15 protein-coding genes are annotated in these 15545 nt (G+C 70.6%); 2 read left to right on the top strand and 13 right to left on the bottom strand.

The genetic code is table 11. From position 1 onward, the window contains the following. Positions 1-89 precede the first annotated feature (89 nt). The 3 genes from ACIRGA_RS35180 to ACIRGA_RS35170 are packed head-to-tail and all read right to left on the bottom strand — an operon-like array spanning position 90 to position 3655. Positions 90-1415 carry an MATE family efflux transporter gene (locus ACIRGA_RS35180; RefSeq protein ID WP_400949719.1) on the bottom strand — a complete coding sequence of 442 codons (1326 nt, stop codon included), beginning with the start codon at positions 1413-1415 and terminating at the stop codon, positions 90-92. Between the two features lie 33 nt (positions 1416-1448). Further along, positions 1449-2606: a preprotein translocase subunit SecY gene (locus ACIRGA_RS35175; RefSeq protein ID WP_400949715.1), complete on the bottom strand. Its 1158-nt coding sequence runs from the start codon at positions 2604-2606 to the stop codon at positions 1449-1451. A gap of 50 nt (positions 2607-2656) precedes the next feature. Then, positions 2657-3655 (bottom strand): bifunctional oligoribonuclease/PAP phosphatase NrnA, encoded by a 999-nt coding sequence (locus ACIRGA_RS35170; RefSeq protein ID WP_400949786.1) that lies wholly within the window; start codon positions 3653-3655, stop codon positions 2657-2659. A 40-nt stretch (positions 3656-3695) separates the two neighbouring features. Between ACIRGA_RS35170 and ACIRGA_RS35165 the strand changes: the two genes are divergently transcribed. Then, positions 3696-4739 carry a TRM11 family SAM-dependent methyltransferase gene (locus tag ACIRGA_RS35165; protein WP_400949713.1) on the top strand — a complete coding sequence of 348 codons (1044 nt, stop codon included), beginning with the start codon at positions 3696-3698 and terminating at the stop codon, positions 4737-4739. Between the two features lie 282 nt (positions 4740-5021). Here the strand turns inward: ACIRGA_RS35165 and ACIRGA_RS35160 are convergent, their stop codons facing one another. The 7 genes from ACIRGA_RS35160 to rimP all read right to left on the bottom strand — a co-directional run bounded on the left by ACIRGA_RS35160 (position 5022) and on the right by rimP (position 11800). Next, positions 5022-5852, bottom strand: a complete 831-nt coding sequence (locus tag ACIRGA_RS35160; protein WP_400949710.1) for an alpha/beta hydrolase — start codon at positions 5850-5852, stop codon at positions 5022-5024. A gap of 16 nt (positions 5853-5868) precedes the next feature. Continuing rightward, a complete protein-coding gene (rbfA, locus tag ACIRGA_RS35155; RefSeq protein WP_007029396.1) occupies positions 5869-6345 on the bottom strand; it encodes a 30S ribosome-binding factor RbfA in 477 nt (158 codons plus the stop codon). Between the two features lie 25 nt (positions 6346-6370). After that, positions 6371-6664: a DUF503 domain-containing protein gene (locus tag ACIRGA_RS35150; protein ID WP_400949707.1), complete on the bottom strand. Its 294-nt coding sequence runs from the start codon at positions 6662-6664 to the stop codon at positions 6371-6373. 73 nt (positions 6665-6737) lie between these two features. Continuing rightward, positions 6738-9752: a translation initiation factor IF-2 gene (gene infB, locus ACIRGA_RS35145; protein WP_400949705.1), complete on the bottom strand. Its 3015-nt coding sequence runs from the start codon at positions 9750-9752 to the stop codon at positions 6738-6740. Positions 9753-9897: 145 nt separating this feature from the next. After that, the gene (locus tag ACIRGA_RS35140) at positions 9898-10092 is read right to left on the bottom strand and encodes a YlxR family protein (protein ID WP_395863464.1); all 195 of its coding nucleotides are present in this window, start codon (positions 10090-10092) and stop codon (positions 9898-9900) included. 131 nt (positions 10093-10223) lie between these two features. Continuing rightward, positions 10224-11264, bottom strand: coding sequence for a transcription termination factor NusA (gene nusA, locus ACIRGA_RS35135; protein WP_400949703.1), 1041 nt, complete (start codon positions 11262-11264; stop codon positions 10224-10226). After that, the gene (rimP, locus tag ACIRGA_RS35130) at positions 11261-11800 is read right to left on the bottom strand and encodes a ribosome maturation factor RimP (protein WP_400949700.1); all 540 of its coding nucleotides are present in this window, start codon (positions 11798-11800) and stop codon (positions 11261-11263) included. The genes nusA and rimP overlap by 4 nt, the downstream gene beginning before the upstream one ends. A 135-nt stretch (positions 11801-11935) precedes the next feature. Here rimP and ACIRGA_RS35125 point away from each other — a divergent pair, with 135 nt between their 5' ends. Next, positions 11936-12865 (top strand): ferritin-like domain-containing protein, encoded by a 930-nt coding sequence (locus tag ACIRGA_RS35125; RefSeq protein ID WP_400949698.1) that lies wholly within the window; start codon positions 11936-11938, stop codon positions 12863-12865. A 26-nt stretch (positions 12866-12891) separates the two neighbouring features. Here the strand turns inward: ACIRGA_RS35125 and ACIRGA_RS35120 are convergent, their stop codons facing one another. The 3 genes from ACIRGA_RS35120 to ACIRGA_RS35110 all read right to left on the bottom strand — a co-directional run bounded on the left by ACIRGA_RS35120 (position 12892) and on the right by ACIRGA_RS35110 (position 15392). Beyond that, a complete protein-coding gene (locus ACIRGA_RS35120; RefSeq protein WP_400949696.1) occupies positions 12892-13512 on the bottom strand; it encodes a hypothetical protein in 621 nt (206 codons plus the stop codon). Positions 13513-13600: 88 nt separating this feature from the next. Beyond that, positions 13601-14620: an aminotransferase class V-fold PLP-dependent enzyme gene (locus ACIRGA_RS35115; protein ID WP_400949693.1), complete on the bottom strand. Its 1020-nt coding sequence runs from the start codon at positions 14618-14620 to the stop codon at positions 13601-13603. 10 nt (positions 14621-14630) lie between these two features. After that, positions 14631-15392 (bottom strand): isocitrate lyase/phosphoenolpyruvate mutase family protein, encoded by a 762-nt coding sequence (locus tag ACIRGA_RS35110; RefSeq protein ID WP_400949691.1) that lies wholly within the window; start codon positions 15390-15392, stop codon positions 14631-14633. Positions 15393-15545: the final 153 nt, after the last annotated feature.

The following is a 15545-nucleotide window of genomic DNA, read 5'->3' as shown; positions in this document are numbered from 1 at the left end:
CGCCTCATATAGTTGTAGCTCCTAAGCAACGGCGAAACATACCCGTTACCCGGGTGGTTTTCGCCACAGCACGCAGCGCATTCAGAGGACTAAACGCGGACGGCGCCTTCCACGGCCCATCGGCCCGAGCGCCACCGCACCAGCAGGGTCGCCAGCCGCAGCAGCATGAACAGAGAGAGCCCGGTCCAGATCCCGGCCAGCCCCCAGCCGAAGGCGAGCGACAGCCAGATCAGCGGCAGGAACCCGACGGCCGCGCTCAGCAGGGTCGCGTTGCGGAGGAAGGCGGCGTCGCCCGCGCCGAGCAGGACGCCGTCCAGCGCGAACACCACCCCGGCGATCGGTTGCAGCGCGACGAAGAACCACCACGCGTGCGGGATCTGGCCGAGTACGGCCGCGTCCGAAGTGAACACTCGCGGCAGCACCCCGGACACCGACGCGAACACGACGCCGAGGAAGCAGCCGAACACCAGGCCGTAGCCGGTGATCTGCCGCGACAGCCCGCGCGCCCGTTTGCTCGCCCCCGCGCCGAGGGCGGCCCCGACGAGCGACTGCGCGGCGATCGCGAGCGAGTCCAGCACCAGGGCGAGGAACGTCCAGAGCTGCAGCACGACCTGGTGCGCGCCGACGGCCTCGGTGGACGTCCGCGCGGCGACCGCGGCGGCGGACACGAAGCACGCCTGGAACGCGAGGCTGCGCAGCACCAGGTCCCGGCCGAGGCCGAGCTGGGCGCGCATCACCTTCGGCTCCGGGCGCAGCGGGACCCGTTCCCGCACGAGGGCCGCGATGAACAGCGAAGCCGAGATCACCTGCGCGACGACGTTCGCGATCGCCGAACCTTCCAGCCCCCAGTCCGCGCCGTACACGAGCACGGGGCACAGCACGGCCGAGATCCCGTTGCCCGCCAGGACATAGCGCAACGGTTTCGCGGAATCCTGCACGCCGCGCATCCAGCCGTTGCCCGCCATCGTGATCAGGATGAACGGCGTGCCGAACAGCGCGATCCGCAGCCAGGAGACGGCGGCGTCGGTGATCGCGTCGTCCCCGGACAGGACGCGGGCGATCGGCGCGGCCAGCAGCTGTCCGGCGACGATCACCACGAGCCCGACGATCACCGCGAGCCACGTCGCCTGGACGCCTTCGCGGACGGCGTCACCACGCCGGCCGGCCCCGTGCAGCCGCGCCGTCCGCGACGTGGTGCCGTACGACAGGAACGTCAGCTGGCTCGAAACCTGCGACAGCACGACACCGCCGACGGCGAGACCGGCCAGCGGCAGCGCGCCGAGATGCCCGACGACGGCCGTGTCCACCAGGACGTACAGCGGTTCGGCCGCGAGGACGCCGAGCGCGGGCACGGCGAGACCGAGTACGCGTTTCGGCGGGACGCGCTCGTCGAGTTCGGAAGCTTCAGGCACCACCGCAGACTAGACGTCTGGTACGACAGGTCACGGTCAGCGGAGGAACGGTTCGTAGCGTCGCTGCTGACGCAGCGCCTCGATCTGCCGCGTGGTGTCGAGCGAGACACTGACCAGGAAGACGAGGACCACCTGCAGCGTCACCCCGGCGACGAACAGCGCCGGACCGACGCCCAGCAGGGCAAGACCGGCGACCGGGATCAGGGCCACCACTCCCAGGCTGAGCGCTCCGAAGGCGATGATCCGGCGGTTCACGTACTCGAGGTACTCGGCGGTCCAGTTCCCCGGCCGGATTCCGGGGACGAAACCGCCCACTCGCACCAGTTCGCCCGCCACCTTGTCCATGTCCTGCGCCACGGCGGCTCTGGCGAAGGCGAAAAGGCAGACGAGGACGAAGTAGACCGCGATCCACCAGGGACCTCCCAGGCCGAAGGGAAGCACCCACAACAGCACCGCGGCGAGCACGGCCGGGCTGTTCGCTTGAGGGAAGCGAAAGGGAATGTAGGACGGTGTCCCGCCGAAAGCGCGCCTGCCGATCATCCGCTTGGCGTACTGCACCGGGACGCGGCGCTGACCCTGCGCGACGACGATCGTGAGCACGGTGATCGACACCGTCACCACCGCCAGGACCGCGATGGCTGCCCAGCCCGTCTTTTCGTACAGGCGCAGGAATTCCGGCGGCAGCACCGCCAGGACCTGAGTGAGCAGCAGGATCCGGACGCCGTCGCCGAAGCCCCGGTCGGTGATCACCTCGGTCAGCCTCAGGACCAGCGCGGTGCCCGCCGTCAGGCACGCCACCGTCACGGCGCCGTCCAGGACGTCCTGCCCACCGGACAAGACCACGCCGACGGCACCCAGCAGGCCGAGCCCGACGACGAGCCGTCGCCGGCCCCGGGTCAGCACCCGGGCACCGGCGTCGCCTTCCGCCCGGAGCGCGGCCAGTCGCGGGATCAGGACGATCAGCGCTCGCAGGAGCGGCGCGGCGGCCAGACAGGGCAGGACGCCGAACGCGAACACCGCCACGGTGGCCAGGCCGCCGCCGGTGAGGAGGTCGAGGAGCCGGCGCAGCGGGTGATCGCTTTCCGGCACGACGACGGTCGTTTGGGGGACGGACAGGCTCTGGCCCAGCCGGAACACGGCGATCACACCCAGCGTGACCAGGATCCGGCGGCGGAGGGAGGCTCGGTCGTTCATCGTGGGGATCACGTTAGGAACGACCGATGAAATTACGATGACACCGTCGGTCAGAGGAGCGGTGCCCTCGACAAGGCTTCCCGGAGCTTGCCGAGCACCTCGTCCGCCGTGCCCTCCGCGGTGCACCCGGCCGCTTGGCGGTGTCCGCCGCCGCCCAGTTCCCCGGCCGCCGCCGAGACGTCGACACCGCCCGCCGAGCGGAGCGAGACCGTCCACCGCCGCCGCGGCCCGATCGGCTCGGCTTCCTTGAGCACCACGGCGACCCCGGCCTCCCGGGTGGACCGGACGACGTCGACGACCGCCTCGACCTCCTCGGCACGCACTGACCGCGCGGCGTCGAGCGTCACGACGGCGTGCGCGAGGCCGAAGCCGCGCGCCTCGTCCGGCTCGAGCCGCGCCCCCGCGAGGACCTCCGAAAGCATCGGCAGCCACGCGAACGGATGATCGTCGACGATCTCGCGGACCACCCTGTCCGGGTCGACACCGGCTTCGAGCAGCTTCGCGGCCATCAGATGGGTGGAGGGCCGGGCCCGGCGGAACCCGCTCGTGTCGGTGACGAGCCCCGCGTACAGGCAGCGCGCGATCGGCTCGTCGAGCTCGGTGCCGAGCTCGGCCAGCAACGCGAAGACAAGGACCGCGGTGGCTTCGGCGGTGTCGTCGACGACGTGGTGCGTGCCGTAGAAGACGTTGGACGCGTGGTGGTCGATCACCAGGACATCGCCGCCCGCCGCGCGGACGGCGTCCACCCGCGGCGCGAGCTTCCCGAGCCTGCCCGGCGTGGGTGTGTCCAGCGCGACCAGCAGCCGTTCGGTCTCCGGCAGCTCGCTCGCGGGAACGTAGAGCCCTCCGACGTCCAGGCCGCGCAAGGTCTCGGGCATCTCCTCGGGTTCGCCGACCGAGACACGGACCTTGACGCCGCCGCGCAGCTGAAGTGCCCGGCCCAGCGCCAGCGCGCTGCCGAGCGCGTCGGCGTCCGGGCGGACATGGCCGAGCAGGGTCACGTCGGTGGCGCGCGCCAGCAGGGCGGCGGCTTCCTTCAGGTTCGGCACTGGAGTCGCTGTCACAATCAGTCAAGCTACGCTCTACCGGATGTCCGAGTACGCGATCCTGGTCTACCCGTCCGCCAACCGGGTCTACACCGACTCCACCCCGGCCCTGCTCAAGGCGGAGCTGGCGGTGTTCGGTCTGTCCGCTTTGGAGACCGAGGTCTCCGAGATCGGCGAGACCCGGCTCGGCGGCGTCGGCTACCTCACCTTCACCACGCCCGCCCCGCTGAGCGAACGCGACCTCGCGCTCCTTTCGAACCTTTCCGCGCTGTACGCGCTGTTCGAGCTCGGCGACGGTGTCCTGAAGCCGGTGACGATCAGCCCGCTCGCGAACTTCGACTCGGATCTGCTGACCATCCAGAAGTACCCCGGCAAGACGAACGAGCTGTTCACCAAGCTGCTCGTCAACGTCACCCTGCTGTCGAGGGCGAACCCGGCCGCGATGCTGGACGAGCCGCTGCATCTGCTCGATCCGCTGTGCGGCCGCGGCACCACGCTGAACCAGGCGATGATGTACGGCTTCGACGCGACCGGGCTCGACGTCGACGGCAAGGATTTCGATTCCTACGAAATGTTCGTCAAGACCTGGCTGAAGCAGAAGCGGATCAAGCACAGCGCCGAATCCGGTCAGGTGCGGCGCAACAAGGTCCGGCTCGGCAGGCGGCTCGACATCGGCTTCGGGATCACCAAGGAGCAGTACAAGGCGGGCGAGGTCCGCAAACTGAGCTACCTCAACTGCGACACGCTCACCACGGACGAACTGCTGCGGCCGAACTCGGTGGACCTCATCGTCACCGACGCCCCGTACGGCGTGCAGCACGGCAGCCACCGCACCCAGGACGCGTCGCTCGCGCGCAGTCCGCGGGACCTGCTCGCGGCCGCGGTCCCGGTATGGACGCGGGTGCTGCGGCCCGGGGGCGCGCTCGGCATCTCCTGGAACACCAACGTCGCGCCGCGTGAGGAACTCGCCGCGATCCTGGACAAGGCGGGCCTGGAGGTCCGTGAGGACGGCCCGTTCGCGGAGTTCTCCCACCGGGTGGACCAGGCGATCGTGCGGGACCTGATCGTCGCTGCCAAACCGGCCTGACTCCCCGCGTTTCGTCCTCTGAATGCGGTCGTTGGCATCGCGCACCATGTCCGTGGTCTGTCGCGAGTGGGCCCGGCGAGGGAAGACACTACCGACGACCAGCCATGCTGGTGGCTTATCCGGGCGGGAGGGCGGTCGGGCCTACCTGGCGAGGGCCTCTTTCGCAGCACCCGATGTCCCCAATGTGGCATTGGAGACGCTCAGTGTCCCCAATGCGCCATTGGGGACACTGAGCCCCATCCAACCCTCCGCGTTTAGTCCTCTGAATGCGGTAGTGCGGGATCAGACGAGGCGTTCCCCCACGAACTTCAGCACGTCGGGCATGATCTCGCGCCAGTAGTCGTCGTTGTGCGCACCAGGGGACATCTTCGCGACGGCGGGGTCCAGCGCCGTGATGAGTTTGCGGTCGGCGCGGGCGAAGGGATCCGAATTCCCGCACCACACCCCCGTCGACCCGGCGGAAAGGTCACCGGTGTGCAGCAGCGGCTCGTGCGATTCCCATTGCGCGCGATCCGCGAAGACCTTGCGGGACTTGGCATCGGGCCAGCTCACGAACAGCGCCGCGCTGGCGACGGCGACGGCCTTGAGGTTCTTGTGCTCGCGGGCGTAGCGCAGCGCGCCGAACCCGCCCATCGAGATCCCGAACATCGCCGACGGCGGCCGCAGCTGGCGCTGGGCTAGCCAGCCGGGCAGCTCGTCGGACAGCATCCGTTGCGGGTCGTCGGCCTTGCCGACATCGACCCAGTAGTTGTCCCCGTCGACGGCGGCCACCGCGAAGCCGGGCAGCCCGGCCGAGACGGCCTTGTTCAGCGCGTCCTGCACGCCGAGGTTCAGGAACGTCCTGGCATCCGCGCCGCGCCCGTGCAGGGCGACGCAGACCGGCATCCCGACCCGGGACACGCCGTCTGGCGCGATGATGACGAGGTTGACGTCGCGGTTCCGCGCCGCCGACCGCATCTTCTGCACCGTGACCGCTTCGGTGAGCGGGGTCGGAGTGGTCGGCGGGGCCACCGGCGGCGGCCCCACCAAGGGTGGTTTCTCGGCGCCGCAAGCGGAAATCAGCGCCGAGCCGCCGAGAGCCGCGGCTCCCAGCAGGAGACCACGCCGGCTCACGGCGTGGTCCGGTCCCTCAGCGACGGGTCTCCTCGTCGGCGAACTCATCGTCTTCGGCCTCTTCCCGCGGCGGCTTGTACGGGTCGGCTTCGCCGGCGTGCTGCGCCCCAGTGGCCCGCCGGGCGACCTCGGCATCGGCTTCCCTCGCCTTCGCGAGAAGATCCTCGATGCGCTTGGCGTCCTCAGGAATACTGTCGGCCACGAAGGCCAGCGTCGGAGTGTAGCGGACTCCCGTGCCCTGACCGACCTTCGTGCGCAGGACACCGCGGGCGGATTCGAGCGCCGCCGCGGCACCGGCGTGATCGGGCGTGGACTCCAGGTTCTCGCCGAGCACCGTGTAGTAGACCGTGGCGTCGTGCAGATCCGCCGTGATCTTCGTGTCGGTGATCGTCACGTGGTTGAGCCGCGGATCCTTGATGTCGTGCTCGATCGCGTGCGCGACGATCTGTGAGATCCGCTTGGCGAGCTTACGAGCCCGAGCGGGGTCGGCCATGGGATTTCGTCTCCTCGAAAATTCGTCAGTCATCCGGGCCGAGCAGCCGGCGGTGGCTGGAGAGCAGGTCGAACTCCGGCCTTCCGGCCACGAGGCGCTCACACGAGTCGAGCACGTCACGAACCTGCTCGCCACTCGCCGCGACCACGGCCACACCGATCAGCGCGCGCCGGTGCAGGTCTTGATGGCCCGCTTCGGCGACGGAGACGTCGAAACGCCTGCGCACCTCGGCCAGCACCGGCTTGATCACGGATCGCTTCTGCTTGAGCGAATGGACGTCGCCCAGCAGGATGTCGAGCTCAAGAGCTCCTACGAACATATGGGGTTCTGGGTTGTTTCGAAGGTGAAGCGGCGCTCCCCCGCCCAGATGCGGAGGAGCGCCGCTTTGTCACTTACGCACGCGGCTTTTCGCGCTGCTCGTAGGTCTCGATGACGTCGCCGACCTTGAGGTCGCTGTACGACCCCAGCGTCAGACCACACTCGTACCCGTCGCGAACCTCGACCACGTCGTCCTTGAACCGCCGCAGCGAGCTGATCGGCAGGTTCTCGGCGATGACGGTCGCGTCGCGGAGCAGACGGGCCCGCGCGTTGCGGCGGATCTCGCCCGAGATGACGAGACAACCGGCGATGGTGCCGATCTTCGACGACTTGAAGACGTCGCGGATCTCCGCCTTGCCGAGCTCGACCTCTTCGTACTCCGGCTTGAGCATGCCCTTCAGAGCCTGCTCGATCTCCTCGATCGCCTGGTAGATGACCGTGTAGTACCGGACGTCGACGCCTTCGCGGGTGGCCCGCTCGGTCGCCTTGCCCTGCGCACGGACGTTGAAGCCCAGGACGATCGCGTCAGACGCGGTCGCCAGGTCGATGTCGGACTCGGTGACGCCACCGACACCGCGGTGCACGACGTTGAGTTCGACGTCGTCGCCGACCTCGAGCTGCACCAGCGAGGCTTCGAGCGCCTCGACGGTACCGGAGTTGTCACCCTTGATGATCAGGTTGAGGCTGTTCGTCTCCTTCAAGGCGGAGTCGAGGTCCTCGAGGCTGACCCGCTTGCGACGCGACGCGTTGAGGGCGTTGCGCGTCCGGGCGGAGCGGCGCTCGGCGATCTGCCGGGCGACGCGGTCCTCGTCGACCACCAGGAAGGTGTCGCCCGCACCCGGCACCGAGGTGAACCCGATGACCTGGACGGGACGCGACGGGTACGCCTCGGTGACGTCGACGTTGTGCTCGTCGACCATCCGGCGGACGCGGCCGTAGGCGTCACCCGCCACGACCGAGTCACCGACGCGCAGCGTGCCTCGCTGGACCAGCACCGTGGCCACCGGACCGCGGCCGCGGTCGAGGTGGGCCTCGATCGCGACACCCTGGGCCTCCATGTCCGGGTTGGCCCGGAGGTCCAGCGCGGCGTCGGCGGTCAGCAGGATCGCCTCGAGCAGGCCGTCGATGTTGATGTTCTGCCGCGCGGAGATCTCGACGAACATCGTGTCGCCGCCGTACTCCTCGGCGACCAGGCCGTACTCGGTCAGCTGCTGCCGGATCTTGTCCGGGTTCGCGCCTTCCTTGTCGATCTTGTTGATCGCGACCACGATCGGCGCCTTGGCGGCCTGCGCGTGGTTGATCGCCTCGACCGTCTGCGGCATCACACCGTCGTCGGCCGCCACCACGATCACCGCGATGTCGGTCGAGTTGGCACCACGGGCACGCATGGCGGTGAACGCCTCGTGACCCGGGGTGTCGATGAAGGTGATCAGACGCGGGTTGCCTTCGAGCTCGGTCTCGATCTGGTAGGCGCCGATGTGCTGGGTGATGCCACCGGCTTCACCTTCGCGCACCTTCGTCTTGCGGATCGTGTCGAGCAGGCGGGTCTTACCGTGGTCGACGTGACCCATGATGGTCACGACCGGCGGACGGACCTGCAGATCCTCTTCCTCACCCGCGTCTTCGCCGTAGGTGATGTCGAAGGTCTCGAGCAGCTCCCGGTCCTCTTCCTCGGGACTGACGACCTGAACGTTGTAGTTCATTTCGCCGCCGAGCAGTTCCAGGATGTCGTCCGACACCGACTGCGTCGCGGTGACCATCTCACCGAGGTGGAAGAGCACCTGCACCAGCGAAGCCGGGTTGGCGTCGATCTTCTCGGCGAAGTCGGTCAGCGAGGCACCACGCGGCAGGCGGATCGTCTCGCCCTGCCCCTTGGGCAGACGGACACCACCGACGCTGGGCGCCTGCATGTTGTCCATGTACTCCTGGCGCTTCTGCCGCTTCGACTTGCGACCCTTGCGCGAGGGGCCACCGGGACGCCCGAAGGCACCCGCGGTACCGCCACGGCCACCGGGGCCACCACGGCCGCCGCCACCACGGAAACCGCCGCCACCGGCCGGGGCACCGCCGCCGCCACCGGGGCCACCGCCACCGGGACGGAAACCGCCGCCACCGCCACCGCCGGGACGGAAACCGCCACCGCCGCCGCCACCACCACCGGGACCGCCGCGGAAACCTCCGCCGCCGCCACCGGGACCGCCACGAGCGCCGCCGCCGGGGCCACCACGGGCTCCGCCACCGGGACCACCACGGCCGCCACCGGGACCACCGGCCGGACGAGCCGGGCGGCCCGGCATCATGCCGGGGTTCGGGCGCGGGGGCATGTTGCCCGGGCTCGGCCGGTTACCACCGGGAGCGCCGCCACCGGGACGGGGAGCCGGACGGTCGCCGCCCTGGCCACCACCGGGACGCGGAGGACGGTTGTCGCCGCCCTGCTGGCCGCCACCGGGACGGGGGCCGGACGGACGCGGGGCCGGAGAACCGGAACCCACACCGAACGGGTTGTTGCCGACTCGCGGGGTGCGCGGGCCGGGCTTCGGGCCGCCGGGCTTCGGGCCCTGCGGCTTCGGCGGCACGACCGAACCCTGCGACGGCGTCTGGGACGCCGGCGGGGTGGCCGGTGCTGCCGGGGTTTCCTTGGTCTCGGACTGCTTCGGCTCGGCCGGAGCGGCCTTCGCCGCCGGAGCGACCTCTTCCTTGGGCGCCGGCGGCCGGGGGCCGGGGCGCGGACCCGGGCGGACACCCGGGGTGGAAGGACGGGACGGCTGCTGAGCCGGAGCCGACGGAGCGGACGCCGCGGGGGCGGCCGGGGCCTCGGACTTCGCCGCGGGCGCGGGCTGAGCGGGCTTCGCGGCCGGAGCCGGGGCAGCGGGCTTCGCCGGCGGGCGCGGGCCGGGAGTCGGGACGGGCTTCTTGCTCTGGCCGTCCTTGGACGAATAAGCGTCACGAAGACGCCGGGCCACGGGTGCCTCGACGGTCGACGACGCGGACTTCACGAACTCGCCCTGATCCTTCAACTTGGCGAGAACTTCCTTGCTGGTGATGCCGAGCTCTTTCGCGAGCTCATGTACTCGGGCCTTGCCTGGCACAGCTCTCCTCATCTGGGGAGGCCGGCGGCAGACCCGCAGACCTCGTCCTATTGTCGCGCGTTCATTGATTCAGCTTCACGGCTGACTCATGACGGGTCGACCTGCTTCCTGATTCCATCCGGCACCGGGGATGTCCCGGCGCCCTTTAGCCTTCGGCGTGCCGCTCCAGGCGTTCGTGGACACCCTGGGCGTCGAGCGACCCTGGAACACGAAGTGCCCGGGGGAACGCCCTGCGCCGCTCGGCCTTGGCCAGACAGTCCGGCACGGGGTGCAACCAGGCACCCCGGCCCGGCAACCGCCGACGTTCGTCGACGATCAACCGACCGTCCGCCGCGACCACTCGCAGCAACTCGCCGATCAAGGCCCGCTTACGGCAACCCACACAGGTGCGAACCGAGGATTCCCGGTCATGCTGGAGGTCGGTTCCCGGCCGCGGGCTCTGAACCACTCGTAAGTCTAGCGCTTCGACCTTCACTCAGCCGAACCGGTTGCCGCGGCGGGCCGCGCCTGCCCGGCGTGTGCTTCGTCACCCTGCTCAGGGGCGGCGTCGCTGCGGATGTCGATCCGCCAGCCGGTGAGCCGGGCGGCGAGGCGGGCGTTCTGCCCTTCCTTGCCGATCGCGAGCGAAAGCTGGAAGTCCGGGACGACGACGCGAGCGGTCTTGGCGCGCTCGTCGACGACCCGTACCGATACAACCTTCGCGGGCGACAGCGCATTCCCGACGAACTTCGCCGGGTCTTCGGAGAAGTCGATGATGTCGATCTTCTCGCCCGCCAGTTCGCTCATCACGTTGCGCACACGCGCGCCGACCGGGCCGATGCACGCGCCCTTGGCGTTGACGCCGGGCACCGTCGAGCGGACCGCGATCTTGGTGCGGTGTCCCGGTTCCCGGGCGACGGCGGCGATCTCGACCGTGCCGTCGGCGATCTCGGGGACCTCGAGGGCGAACAGCTTGTGCACCAGCTTCGGGTGCGAACGCGACAGCGTGATCTGCGGGCCGCGGTTGCCGCGCGAAACGGTGACGACGTAGGCCTTGATCCGGTCGCCGTGCTCGTAGGTCTCGCCGGGCACCTGCTCGATCGCGGGCAGCACGCCTTCGATGTCGCCGACCTGGATGACGACCATGCCGCGGGCGTTGGCGCGGGCGTCGCGCTGCACCACGCCGGCGACGAGCTCGTTCTCCTTGGCGGAGAACTCGCCGAAGGTCTTCTCGTGCTCGGCGTCGCGCAGGCGCTGCAGGATGACCTGCCGCGCGGTGGTCGCGGCGATCCGCCCGAAGCCTTCGGGGGTGTCGTCCCATTCCTCGTCGGTCTGGCCGTCCGGGGTGAGGGTGTGCGCGAGGACGCGCACCAGCCCGCTCTTGCGATCGATGTCGATCCTGGCGTGCGGCTGGTGGCCCTCGGTGTGCTTGTACGCGGTGAGAAGCGCGGTTTCGATCGCTTCGATCACCGTCTCGAAGGGGATGTCCTTGTCCCGTTCGATCGCGCGCAGCGCGGCGATGTCGACGTTCACTTCGGCTCCTCCTTCGGCTCCGTGGTGGCGGCGTTCAGGGCCGACGCATCGTTTTCCAACAGTTTCAGGTCCTCGGCAGGTGGTTGCTTGAATTCGATCTCGATGACCGCCTTGGTCACCGAGGCGTAGGAGACGTCCCGGATCTCGCCGTCCACGAGCACGCGCGCGGACTTCTCCCCCGCGTGCCCGACGCGGCCGATGAACGCCGCGCCTTCGGCCGGGGTGATCTTGACGAGCCGGAACTTCGCGCGCCGCCAGTGCCGTTGCACGGTCAGCGGCCGGTCGAGGCCGGGCGAGGTGACTTCGAGCGTGTACGCGCTCGCGATCACGTGCTCGTTCTCGTCGAGCGCGGCCGAGACGGCGCGGCTGACGCTCGCCACCTCGTCCAGCCCGACGCCGTCGTCCCCGTCGACGACGACCTTGACCAGCTGGCGGCGGCCTGCCTGCTGGACCTCGAAGGAATCGAGGTCGAAACCCGCGGCCGTGACGGCTTCGGCCACGATGGGCTCCAGCCTGCTGGCGAGGTCGTTGGGCACGGTGGAGCGCTCCTGTTCGGCTGTGGGCGACCCGGCGGCGTGGATCCGGGTTCGGTAGTGGTCCAGCTTATCCGGTCACCCCCGCGTGACGCGCGAGCGGCGGCCCCGTGCGGGGTACTGGCAGGATGGGGCGGCGTGACCGGAAGATCGACAGAGCCGAGCCGTCGCACTTTCCTGCGGATGGGAGCGCTGGCCGCGCTGGCCGTGCCGCTGGCGTCCGCCTGCTCCCCCGGCTTCGACGAAAGCCCCGACCCGCTGGGTCCCTTGCTGCGCGCGGCGGAGACCGACGCGGCCGGCGCGAAGGCTCTGGGCGCCGAGGGTGAAGCGGTCGCCACCGCGCGGGCCGCGCACGCGGCCGCGCTCAAGACCGAGGTCGACCGGCTCAACCGGCCGAAGCCGGAGCAGCCGGGTCCTGGCGCGATACCGCCGCCGTCGTCGCTGGACGGGCTCAAGGAACGACTCGCCACGGCCCGCAAGCAGGCCGAGGGCCTCGTGCCTTCGCTGCCCCGCTACCGCGCCGGGATCGTCGCCTCGATCGCGGCGGGCTGCGCGGCACTGCAGCAGAGTTCGGAGAAGCTCGGCCGCGGCGACGACGCCGGACCGGTCGAAGTGCCGGCCGGGGTCCGGCTCGGCGGGGAGACTGCGGAGGCCGTCCAACAGGCGTTGGCCGCCGAACACGCGGCGATCTGGGTGTACGGGCTGGTCAGCGCCTATCTGCCCGCGGCCTTCACCGGCGCGGTGTCCCGGGGTACGGCCGAGCACGTCAAACGGCGCGACGTCTGCGAACGGATGCTTTCCGCGGCGGGCCAGACGCCCACCGGGCCGGAGGCGGCGTACGTGCCGCCGAGGCCGGTGACCGAGGCGAACTCGGCGATGGAACTGGTGGCGACAGCCGAATCGGACGCGTCCTCGGCCTGGCTCGGCGTGCTCGACCGGACCGACGACGCGGCGTTGCGGACGACCGCGCTGAACGCGCTGATCGGGTCGGCGCGGCGGGGAACGGCGTGGCGGGCGGAGTTCGGCGCGAAGCCGGTGGCGATCGCGATGCCGGGCCAGGCGGCGTAGCTGAAGAACGCTTTCAGCCCACGGGGTCAGCGGCGCAGGTCGCCCGAGAGCCGCAGGGCGTCGGTCGCGATCCGCTCCAGTGTCTGCTTGTCCTTCTGCTTGTCGTAGAAACCGGCCAGCACGATGGCCACCTCGGGCCCGGTGACGTGGGAGTCGTAGGCCGCGTCCTGCCCCGAGATCTTCGGGGCGCCCTGCGCCTTGAAGGTCCCGTCGCGCACCAGGTCGGACACGTTGCCCGTGCCGTCCTTGTCGGTCAGCGCCTTGAGCTGGGTCGCGGTGACCTCGCCGGGCATGGTGACCAGGACGACCGACACCAGCGCCTTCTTCCCGCCGGTCTCGGTGGTGTATAGCGCCCGCGAAAGCCGCGTGCACGGCGTATCGGTGAAGAACTTCTTGGTGTCGCCGTAGGCCTTGCTCGCGCAGTCGGTGGTGACCTGCGGGCCTTCGACCAGCGTGTACTGGAACTGGCCGCTCTTCGCCTGCGTGTCCGCGACGGGGGCAGGCTCCGGCTCGTGCCGGATCAGCCACCAGAGCAGGGCCGAGACGACCGCGATGGCCACCAGCCCGCCGCCTTTGAGCGCCAGGGCCTTGGTGTCCCTCGGCGGCTTCGGCGCGGACGGCGGTCCGCCCGGCCCTGCCGGTCGCACCGGCTGAAGCCGGGCCGTTTCCGTCGCTCCCGGGGTAAATTGCGCACCAACCACGGGAACATACGGTAGTTCACGCCGGTCCGGCGGTTCACCTGAACGTGCTTATCACCCGTTCGACGTCGTCAGCCGTGTTGTAGAGATGGAACCCGAATCGCTGCCTTCCGGCCCGGGTACCGGCCACGATGCCCGCTTCCCCCACCCGGGCGGCGTCGGCGTCGAGCGAGACGATCGCGCTCCCCTGACCGGGTGAGCCGACCGCTTCGAGGAGTGAGTCGGCGAGGCCCACGCAGTGCGTTCGGACGGCCTCGAGGTCCAAGGACGCGAGGTAGTCGAGCGAGACGGCGGCGCCGACGAACGAGAGCCAGGCCGGGGACAGATCGAGCGCCCGCGCACCCGCCGCCAGGCGCAGCGGGAGGCCGTAGACGGTCTGCCAGCGGTCTTCGCCCGCGTACCAGTTCGCGGCGACCGGCACGGCCCGCTCCAGCACCCGCGGATGCGCGGCCAGCCAAGCCGCCCCGCGCGGCGCGAGCAGCCATTTGTAGCCCGCGGCGACCACCCAGTCGGCCCAGCCCAGCTCCAGTGGCCGCCACCCGGCGGCCTGGGTCGCGTCGAGCAGGACGGCCGCGCCCGCCGCCTCGGCCGCGGCACGGAGCGCGGCGAGGTCGACCTGGGCGCCGTCCGTCGACTGGACGACGCTGACCGCGACGAGGTCGTGCCCTTCGACGCGCTCGGTCAGCTCGGCCAGCGGGACTTCGGTGACCTTCACCCCGCGGTGCGCTTGGGCCGCGAACGGGAAGGTGACGCTCGTGAAGTCGTTCTCCGCGGCCAGCACACTGGCGCCGTCGGGCAGCCCGGCGGCCACGTTCGCGATCAGCTGCGAGACGGACGACCCGATCGCGACCCGTTCCGCGGGGACTCCGATCAGCGCGCCGAAGCCCGCCCTGGTCCGCGCGACGGGCTCGTCGAAGTCCGTCGGGCGGGCCTCTCCGCGCCGCCACCGCTCGACCGCCTCCGCCACCGCGTCGGCCACGTGCGACGGCGGGATGCCGATGCTGGGCGTGTTCAGATAGCCGGGCGGGACGGCGAATTCGGCTCCGAAGGTCTGCATGCTCCCGAGATTAATGAGATTCCGGGAGCAGGGCCGCGATGTCGGCGTAGGACGGTGGGGCCAGCTGGAATTCCGCGCCGTCGCGAACGGCCTCCACCGTGCGCAGGGTGGCGGCCAGCGCCATCCGGTACGGCAAGGAGCCGAGGCTGATCCGCGCGACGCCGAGTTCGGCCGCTCGCGCGACGGTGACCTTGCCGGGGAGGAACAGCAGGTTGAGCGGTTTCGCGACCGCCTTCACCAGCCGTTCGACATCCGCCGGTTCGGCGAGCCCGGGCACGAACACCCCGTCGGCACCGGCGTCCACATAGGACAGACAGCGGTCGATCGCGGTGCCGATGTCGGGCCTTCCCAGCCAATGCGTGTCCGTGCGGGCGTTGACGAAGAGATCCGGAGCCTGTTCCTTCGCCGCCGCGATCTTGGCCGCGTGCCGGACAGGGTCGCCCAGGACGTCTTCGAGGTTGATACCTGCGACACCGGCTTCGGCGAGCTCCGCCGCCAGTGCACCGACCTCGCCCGGGTCTTCGCTGAACCCGTCGGCGAGGTCGACGCTGATCAGCGTGTCCAGCCCGGCGAGCCGCCGCGCCAGCCGGACGGTGGTGTCCTTCGAGGACGGGGCACCGTCCGGCTCGCCCTCGGCGGCCGAGACCCCGAGGCTGGTCGTGCCGAGCGCCGGGAAGCCTTGCGCGGTCAGGAAGGCGGCCGTGCCGAACTCCCAGACGTTCGGCAGGAGCAGCGGGGAGCCGGGGACGTGCAGTGCGGCGAATGCGGTCATGGCACGACGGTAGCCAGCGGATGTTTCGGTGACGGCCGAAGTGTCGCCGCCGGTGGGGGGGGGGGGGGGGGGGGGGGGGGGGGGGTGGGGGTTAGCCGCGCCCCCCACACAACCGGCACGGCGGCCGGGGGGGGACCGGGCCGAAGGAGGGGC

The organism is Amycolatopsis sp. NPDC102389 (genome assembly GCF_044765885.1).
Lineage (GTDB): Bacteria > Actinomycetota > Actinomycetes > Mycobacteriales > Pseudonocardiaceae > Amycolatopsis.
The sequence above is the reverse complement of the archived record's forward strand: the minus strand, read 5'-3'. Positions and strand labels throughout refer to the sequence as shown.

Bases quoted from the DNA above. Each gene is read 5' to 3' on its own strand.
- ACIRGA_RS35175 (WP_400949715.1), bottom strand. From the start codon at position 2,606: ATGAACGACCGAGCCTCCCTCCGCCGCCGGATCCTGGTCACGCTGGGT.
- ACIRGA_RS35165 (WP_400949713.1), top strand. From the start codon at position 3,696: ATGTCCGAGTACGCGATCCTGGTCTACCCGTCCGCCAACCGGGTCTAC.
- rbfA (WP_007029396.1), bottom strand. From the start codon at position 6,345: ATGGCCGACCCCGCTCGGGCTCGTAAGCTCGCCAAGCGGATCTCACAG.
- ACIRGA_RS35150 (WP_400949707.1), bottom strand. From the start codon at position 6,664: ATGTTCGTAGGAGCTCTTGAGCTCGACATCCTGCTGGGCGACGTCCAT.
- ACIRGA_RS35115 (WP_400949693.1), bottom strand. From the start codon at position 14,620: ATGCAGACCTTCGGAGCCGAATTCGCCGTCCCGCCCGGCTATCTGAAC.
- ACIRGA_RS35110 (WP_400949691.1), bottom strand. From the start codon at position 15,392: ATGACCGCATTCGCCGCACTGCACGTCCCCGGCTCCCCGCTGCTCCTG.